Source organism: uncultured Gimesia sp. (assembly GCF_937910335.1).
Lineage (GTDB): Bacteria > Planctomycetota > Planctomycetia > Planctomycetales > Planctomycetaceae > Gimesia.
The window spans coordinates 1-8,182 of record NZ_CALEMX010000116.1 but is presented as its reverse complement, the minus strand read 5'-3'; the positions used below and the strand labels follow the sequence as shown (position 1 = coordinate 8,182).

At 46.9% G+C, this 8,182-nt stretch carries 8 protein-coding genes; 6 read left to right on the top strand and 2 right to left on the bottom strand.

The features are described from left to right. Window positions 1–224 precede the first annotated feature (224 nt). From gcvH to Q0668_RS04615, 6 genes are all read left to right on the top strand, one after another. Complete coding sequence (gene gcvH / locus Q0668_RS04640; RefSeq protein WP_298860507.1) at window positions 225–611, top strand: glycine cleavage system protein GcvH; 387 nt, start codon at window positions 225–227, stop codon at window positions 609–611. Between the two features lie 186 nt (window positions 612–797). Then, on the top strand, window positions 798–2,153 hold the full coding sequence (gene gcvPA, locus Q0668_RS04635) for an aminomethyl-transferring glycine dehydrogenase subunit GcvPA (protein ID WP_298860504.1): 1,356 nt from the start codon (window positions 798–800) through the stop codon (window positions 2,151–2,153). A gap of 65 nt (window positions 2,154–2,218) precedes the next feature. Then, window positions 2,219–3,679, top strand: a complete 1,461-nt coding sequence (gcvPB, locus tag Q0668_RS04630; protein ID WP_298860501.1) for an aminomethyl-transferring glycine dehydrogenase subunit GcvPB — start codon at window positions 2,219–2,221, stop codon at window positions 3,677–3,679. Between the two features lie 50 nt (window positions 3,680–3,729). Continuing rightward, complete coding sequence (locus tag Q0668_RS04625) at window positions 3,730–4,503, top strand: biotin/lipoate A/B protein ligase family protein (protein ID WP_298860498.1); 774 nt, start codon at window positions 3,730–3,732, stop codon at window positions 4,501–4,503. A gap of 435 nt (window positions 4,504–4,938) precedes the next feature. Beyond that, window positions 4,939–5,751: an FHA domain-containing protein gene (locus Q0668_RS04620; RefSeq protein ID WP_298860495.1), complete on the top strand. Its 813-nt coding sequence runs from the start codon at window positions 4,939–4,941 to the stop codon at window positions 5,749–5,751. 313 nt (window positions 5,752–6,064) lie between these two features. Then, window positions 6,065–6,277, top strand: coding sequence for a hypothetical protein (locus Q0668_RS04615; RefSeq protein WP_298860492.1), 213 nt, complete (start codon window positions 6,065–6,067; stop codon window positions 6,275–6,277). Window positions 6,278–6,528: 251 nt separating this feature from the next. Here Q0668_RS04615 and Q0668_RS04610 read toward each other — a convergent pair whose 3' ends face one another. Beyond that, window positions 6,529–6,951 carry a hypothetical protein gene (locus Q0668_RS04610; RefSeq protein ID WP_298860489.1) on the bottom strand — a complete coding sequence of 141 codons (423 nt, stop codon included), beginning with the start codon at window positions 6,949–6,951 and terminating at the stop codon, window positions 6,529–6,531. Between the two features lie 75 nt (window positions 6,952–7,026). After that, complete coding sequence (locus Q0668_RS04605; protein WP_298860484.1) at window positions 7,027–7,974, bottom strand: DUF1559 domain-containing protein; 948 nt, start codon at window positions 7,972–7,974, stop codon at window positions 7,027–7,029. Window positions 7,975–8,182 lie beyond the last annotated feature (208 nt).

Genomic DNA, 8,182 nt, shown 5'->3' with positions numbered 1-8,182 from the left:
GGTATGGCGCAAATTACGTGCCAAAGCGAGGGAAGTCATCTGGGAAATGCGGGCTCAAAGATATACGGCTACAGTCTTGAATTTCCCTCGTTGATTCCTTTTCAAATGGACCAAATCTCTGTATCGTCAACGAAGAGTTATCAGGGAACTTGAGACTTCTTTTCTCAAGACGGGCGCTGTTTTGGATTCTTGAGTCTGGAAATAGAATAGAGGGTTTTGCAAACATGGATCAAGGCAACTTAAAATTTACGAAAACTCATGAATGGGTCAATGTTGAAGGCGACATCGTTACCGTGGGTATCACCGATTTTGCTGTCAATCAATTGACTGATCTCGTTTACATTGAGCTTCCGGCAATCGGTTCGACCTGCGAAGCCGGGAAAGTCTTTGGTGAAGTAGAAAGTGTCAAGGCGGTCAGCGATTTATATTCGCCCGTCAGCGGTGAAATCACCGAAGTGAACTCCGCACTCGTTGACGATCAATCACCACTCTCCGATGACCCATTCGGAAATGGCTGGATCACGAAAGTGAAAATGTCAAATTCTTCTGAACTGGATCAATTCATGAATGCCGACGAGTATCGCAAGTTTTGTGAGTCTGAAGCACATTAATCAATGACCCTTTTAGATGCAGTTTTCATGAACAGAACAGCATCCGTGGTAGACCAGCGGGAAGAGATTTCCACTCTATCATTCCGAAAAGGAACTTTTGAGAGTACCAACCTCTGTTCCACGACTATAATCGAAGCAGTTGAATCACCAACGTCATTACAATCTTGTTTTAGTATTGAGTGAACCGTGCCTTATCTTTTTAATACACCAGATCAGCAGCAGGAAATGCTGCAAGCCATCGGCGTTGACTCTCTGGAAGCTTTGTTTTCCACAATCCCTTCTGAGTTGCGCCTGAACCGTCCCCTCGATATTCCTCCCGCCTTAACAGAAATGGAATTACAGGCCCACGTCTCGAAACTGGCAGAAAAAAATGTCGGACCGGGTTCTCGCGTCTGTATGCTGGGAGGGGGAGCCTATGACCACTTTATCCCTGCTGCCGTAGATGAAATTGCAAGGCGCGGAGAATTCTATACCGCCTATACTCCCTATCAGGCAGAAGCCAGCCAGGGAAGTTTGCAGACCTTCTTTGAATTTCAATCATTGATCTGCCAGTTAACGGGCATGGACGTTTCAAATGCCAGCCTGTATGAAGGTGGCACCTGTGTAAGTGAAGCCGCCTTTATGGCAATGCGGGTGACCAACCGACATGATCGTGTCGTATTACTGGGATCGCTACATCCTGAATATCGTCAGGTGGTCGAAACGTATTTGACGCACTTGAACTGTGAGGTCGTTATCGTTCCCTGTGTTAACGGTACTGCCGATCCGGCTGATGTTGACGCAGCGATGAATGATCAGACAGCCTGCCTTGTTATTCAGCATCCTAATTTTTTTGGAACACTGGAAGAGGCTGAGCAACTGACAGAAATTGCCCACAAATATGGTGCCCTGTCTGTTGTTTCTTATGACCCCATCAGCCTCGGACTCCTGAAGCGTCCCGGCGATTACGGCGCAGACATTGCCATCGCTGAAGGACAATCACTGGGAACTCCTTTACAGTTTGGCGGTCCCTATCTCGGCTTGTTTTCCTGTAGTCAAAAGTTTGTTCGCAGAATGCCGGGCCGACTGATTGGCCAGACAGTGGACCGGAACGGAAATCTCTGTTACGTCCTGAATCTGCAAGCCCGCGAACAACACATTCGACGCGATAAAGCAACCAGCAATATTTGCAGTAATCAGGGGCTGATTGCAATCCGTGCCGCAGTTTATCTTGCTCTACTCGGAAAACAGGGCATTCGTGAAGTGGCTGAACTTTCCTGCCAGAAAGCACATTATGCAGCCGAACAGCTTTCCCAAATCGAAGGCATTGATCTTTTATTCGCTGATCGTCCTTACTTTAAAGAGTTCGCGATAAGCTGCTCTGAGGGCTCCGATTATCTGCTTCGAAAAGCGCGTCAGGCAGGCTTTGATCTAGGACCGGAATTATCCCGGTTTGAATTCCAGAACGGTTCTACACTTGGCCAGACGGGAGTCCTTGTTGCGATTACCGAACAGAGAACCAGGGAAGAAATTGACCGACTGGTGACAGCCCTGAAAGCATAACCTCTACTGATCTGATTCTATTTACACATTCCTATTAAAAATATTGTGAAGCAATCACTATAACCATGCGAAATCAATTGGCTACCGAATCATTGTTTGGACTCTCGCATCATGGCCGACGCGCTGCCCGGTTTCCTTCTGCGGATGTCCCTGTAAAACCGCTGGATGAAATCATCCCAAAATCAGCGCTCTCAACGAAACCAACGGGACTGCCCGAAGTCACCGAATCAGACGTCATTCGACATTTCGTCAATTTATCAACTTTAAATATGTGTGTAGATACCCATTTTTATCCTTTGGGAAGCTGCACGATGAAATACAATCCCAAACGTCATGAACGTTTGGCAAGCCTGCCGGGCATTGTTGATCTGCACCCCTATCAACATCTATCCGACCTGCAAGGCATGCTCGAATTATTGTATGAGACTCAGGAAATGCTTGCGGAAATTTCAGGTCTGCCTGCCGTCTCTCTGCAACCTGCAGCTGGCGCTCAAGGGGAATTCACGGCTTTACTGACAGCAAAAGCATATTTCGAAGATCGTGGCGAAACAAGAACAAAAGTACTGTTCCCCAACAGTGCTCACGGCACCAACCCCGCCAGCGCTGCGATTGCCGGATTCGAGTGTGTGCAACTGGCAAGCAGCAAAGAAGGATTGGTTGATCTGGATGACCTCAAAGCACATCTGGATGACCAGACCGCCGTCTTTATGGTGACCAATCCGAATACACTGGGACTGTTTGAAAAAGACATCAAGCAAATCGCACAAATGGTTCACGATGCAGGTGGACTGGTTTATATTGACGGGGCCAACATGAACGCAATCCTCGGATTCACCCGACCCGGTGATTTCGGAGGCGATATGATGCACTACAACGTTCACAAAACCTTTACCGGCCCACATGGTGCCGGCGGACCAGGATCTGGACCGATTGCCGTTCGTGATTTCCTCGCTGACTTTCTTCCCGGACCGGTCATCAAACGAACTTCTGGAGAAAATGAATTTACGCTGGAAACTCCTCCAAAATCAATCGGAAGGGTCCGCTCGTTTTACGGAAATATTGGAATTCTGGTAAGAGGCTATTGCTACCTCAGAACACTCGGCGCTGCAGGCTTAAAGGCGGTCTCGGAAAATGCCGTGTTAAATGCAAACTACCTCAAGGCGATTTTAAAAGATGTACTGCCGGTTCCCAACGGTGAACTCTGCATGCATGAATTTGTAGCCTCCGCATCAAAGAGCAAATCGGAAAATGGCATAACGGCTATGGATATTGCCAAACGTCTGCTCGACTTTGGTTTTCATGCACCAACGGTTTATTTTCCTCTGGTCGTTCCCGAAGCTATCATGATCGAACCGACGGAAACAGAATCAAAAGAAACCCTGGATGCGTTCGCAGAAACCATTCGGAATATCCTTCAGGAAGACCCGGAATTTCTGCATCTCGCGCCGCATAGTACTAAGATCAGCAGACCCGATGAAGTTGTGGCGGCCCGTAACCCGATTCTACAGTGCTGCGAGCCTGAATAGACAATTGGAAAACGCGTTCTTCAGTGTCACCTCACAGTTTGGTTCCTGGCATGACTCATTCTTCAATCCCGGATCACTGTCGTCTGATCATTGAACCCGCCCCTCTCACGGGGAGCTGGAATATGGCCGTTGATGAATCGTTGCTCGAGACAGCTGTTTCACAGGATCTCTGTACCTTACGCTGGTACCGTTGGAAAGACCCTACAATTTCGCTAGGCTATTTTCAAAGTAATGAGACCGAGGTTCAAAATGACACATGGAAAAACCTCCCCAGGGTGCGCAGGCTCTCCGGAGGCGGGGCCATTTTACACCATCATGAATTGACCTATTCCTTCGCGATTCCGGCAAGCCACCCCCTTTCCAGATCTTTACCGGACCTCTACCTCATCATTCATCAACCACTGATTGATGTCCTCTCGAAGCAGGGGCTAAACGTCGAATTTCGTGGCACTTCGATCAGTTCTCAGACCGAACCATTTCTCTGCTTCGGACGAGGTGATGAGCGGGACCTTGTCTATCAGGGAAAAAAAATTCTGGGGAGTGCGCAAAGACGAAGAAGAGGTGCGGTTGTGCAGCATGGCAGCCTGTTACTACTCACTTCCGACTATGCCCCCCTCTTTCCGGGGCTCTTAAATCAAACCGGAAAAACCAGCTTGTATCAAGACTCTTTTCTGGAAACACTGACAGAGGAATTTTCGAAGGCCATCTCACAGACCATTGGCCTGCCTCTTCAGTCTCGAAACCTGACTGACGATGAATTCGCCCAGGCCACGGATCTCGAAAATGAGAAATATTCCCTGCCCGCCTGGACTTCCCGGAAATAAGAAGCTTATTGGTACAGATTTCAGGAGTTACCAAAATCAAGTAAAAAACCTTTACATATTAATAAATCATTTACATGACAGATGGTTGATTTATCTTTATTGACATAGCGTAAGCCGCCTGATAGCGTTAAGTGTGTAATACATTTTTGATTTTTCGTGTTACAGAATAGTAGTGGATTTTTACTTACCTCGAAGTGAGTCAAACCACACAATGCGGGCCAAACAAGCATTGTTATTTGCTTCTGTCACTAACAATGACGAGAAAAATTTTTCACTCATTTCTGTTTCTAGTATCTATTCATTTCTTTTCTTCCAATTCAATTAATTGACAATAAGAAACCAAGTCATCGGAAACAGGATGGCAAGAGGATTCCGCCATCTGGTGTTCCATTTCTTTTGACGTGTTCTGTATGAAACCTATGGAGTGAACGATTTATGTTGCAGCTTTCGTTGAAGGTAATTGGTGGTCGTCACGATGGAAAACAAATCCCCATCACAGGCAAAAAGTTTTTAATCGGCAGGGAAGAAGATTGTCACCTGCGACCTAACAGCGATATGGTTAGTCGACACCACTGCGTTTTCACTGTTGATGAGTACAGTGTTCGATTACGTGATTTTGGAAGTACGAATGGCACACTGGTCAACGGAAAACGAATCAAGGGTGAAGTACAACTCTCTCATTCTGATAAGATCCAGGTAGGCAAGCTCGATTTTGAAATTTTGATGTCTCATACTGTCGATAAAGAGGATGCACCAACGCCTCCCGAGACACCAGCTATAACTCCTCCAGGCAGCGGTATTCTTACCGGGTCAGATACCGTCTTCGATATCCCCGTTCATCCTTCTGACGACTCGCAGGTCATTCCCGCTGTAACTGCCCCAACACCAGCAGCTCCCAACCCGGCTGTTTACGAAGGGGATACACAAATCCTGACTGCCGAACAGCAGCTTCAAGCCCAGCAAGCTTATGAGCAGGCAATGCAGCAACAACAAGCGGCCTACCCTCCGCAACAGATGCCTCCAGGGCAGCCATACCCTTATCCCATGCCACCACAATATTATCCACAACAAGGCTACCCACAGCAGCCGATGCCCTCTTATCCTCAGCAATACCAAATGCCGCCACAGGGCTATCCACAGCAGCCGCCGCCACAACAACAAGGTGGAGAAAACATACCTGCTGTCCCCGACTTACCTCCGGTGACTTTACCACCTCCAGAAGAAACGGGAGTCAAAAACAACGAATAATCAATGTGGAATGCCACCAGATGCCTCCAACAGCCTCCGAAAGCTGTTTTCGTATCAGGCTCATAAAAGAAATCTCCTACAGGCATTCCAGTAGACACCTACTGGTAAATGACAATTCCGAATCAGGGCCCCAGTCGCTTCATTCTTGTGAGTTCCCATTGCTTTTCTGATTTGCGTTTGGGAGAATCTTAACAGTAAATCAAACAGGGTGAATTTTCGTTTGTATCAATCTACAGTCGGTATGAACTAAGGTCCCCCTGAAATTCCATCTCATTTCAAAACGATGCTGTAAGAACAGAGGGAGATTCTTTAAGTGAATGATTCAGCCAACGCCAGCTCTGATGTCCAGCGACGCTACCGTGAATTTCTCGACCTGCTGCCACTGACTTTGTCACTTGGAGGCCTGCCCGAAAGTGACCACGGGAAATATTACACCGAAGAGCAACTTGAAGCCCGGGCATTTACAATCAAGCACGCCTTTAAACAGGCGCGTATTGTGGTACGCGAATGCGTTCAAAAACAGTAAAGTGCAACCACATCCCTGGAAACACGCTACCGGCAGCTTTGTTTAAAGCTTCAGAAATCATTTCTGAGAATTCATCAGTATTGCGCGTAAGATTCTGAAAAGCCAACTCTCAATCGGTCAAGTCCAACTACTTTCAGAAACCATTGGTTCAAGATGGTTTACACTTTCTGAGCCGAACGAATTCTGTGAGCCAATATTGATTTCAACAATCGCCATACTCACATTCTGATAACACTGCCGCTTACGCGGGGCTACTTTTTACTTTTCAAATCGAACTCAAATTCATTGGAACCTGAGTCACTGACGACTGCTTCCAAAGTGCTTTTTTCATTGTAGTCCGCAGGGATGTATTGCTCTATCGCTGGAACCGCAGGCTCATCAGGTGCACCACCCACAGCAGTTTTCCCCGGAACTTCACGTGTCGCTGTGATCACAACTGTTTTTTTACCGGCTATTGCCCGGAAAGAGAATTCACCATCCTCAATCTTCCCAGCAGCGCTGGCTGTTTTTTCTTCTGCATCACGAAAAATAATATTTCCTTCCACCACAGGTTTACCGTCCCATGTCACTTTTCCTGAAACAGGAAAAGTTGCCGGTCCATCATTTGCGCCACCACAACCAGTCAAAATCATGACGGTGCAGACAAAAGTTATATTGTGTAAGAGTGATTTCATTGAATATTTCCTGATTGATAAATTTGCCCCAGTGAAATTACTGGGGCGACTTTTTAACCAACGAGTTTTAAAACTTTAAAATTCGCCAACAACTTCATGCCCGGAGATGGTTGATAATGCCCGGTAAGTTGTACGGTCGATGTTTTCTGAAATAAACCGTACGGCGCCATCGGCCAGTCCCACATGCACACCTCCCACATGTTGACTGCGAGCATAATTCCATCTCTGACTCTGATTTGTGACACATGGTGCATTCACATCAGTTGTACTTTTGCAGAGATAGTTTTGATCCGCGGCTAGACTGTTTGGAGTTTCGAATGCTGTAAAAGCGGCCTCACCATGAGCGCCTCCAATCCAATAACAGCCAGGACATCCCCAGGAATGACCAGTCGGGATAGCAACCCGCTGTACGGCTTCACTAAGCATAAAAGTACTGGATGTACCATCGGTAATGTCACGAATTTTGGTTCTTGTCTGGTAACCAAACATCCCGTTATCTGTTCCAGTGGAACGGTTATTTGCCCAACCAATGCAGGCTAAATAACTGCCACCCCAACGTACTCCAGAAGGTTCCGCAAAGGCGGGCCCCACGTCTGAAGGACACATGAACGCGGGTAACGCCGTACGGACAAATTTCTGGCTACTCGAAATATTATGGACGTGATTACTCGTGCTACCAGATACATTCGCGCAATCGGCCTCGTAGGCATTATACATCGGGGCCTGATCAACATAGGGCAGAATGCGTTGAAACCAGGTATCACGATTATGGCAATAATTGGGGTATACACCACCACCTCCGCGGTGTGCATACGGAAACACACGATGCGTGTTTTCGTAGTTGTGCATCCCTAAAGCGATTTGCTTCAGGTTGTTTTTACACGAGCTGCGTCGTGCTGCTTCTCGTGCCTGTTGAACAGCAGGCAGCAGTAATGCAATGAGAATAGCGATGATGGCAATCACCACCAATAATTCAATGAGAGTAAATCCTCTCCGTTTTGTTGACGTGTATAAGAATTTCATAATCCGTATCCTTAAAAAGAAATCGTGTGTCCAATTCAAAGCTTAAATTTGAAGAGCGGGGGGGATGTTCTGTAATTACTTACAGATTAACAACTTAGAATAGACACTAGGTGGGTAAATCACATGGGGGGGGTAAGGGGTGGGAAAGCAGGTTCTTATTAAATGATCTTCCTTAACCGATATTTCCCATTTGGGTTGAGCCAGGAAT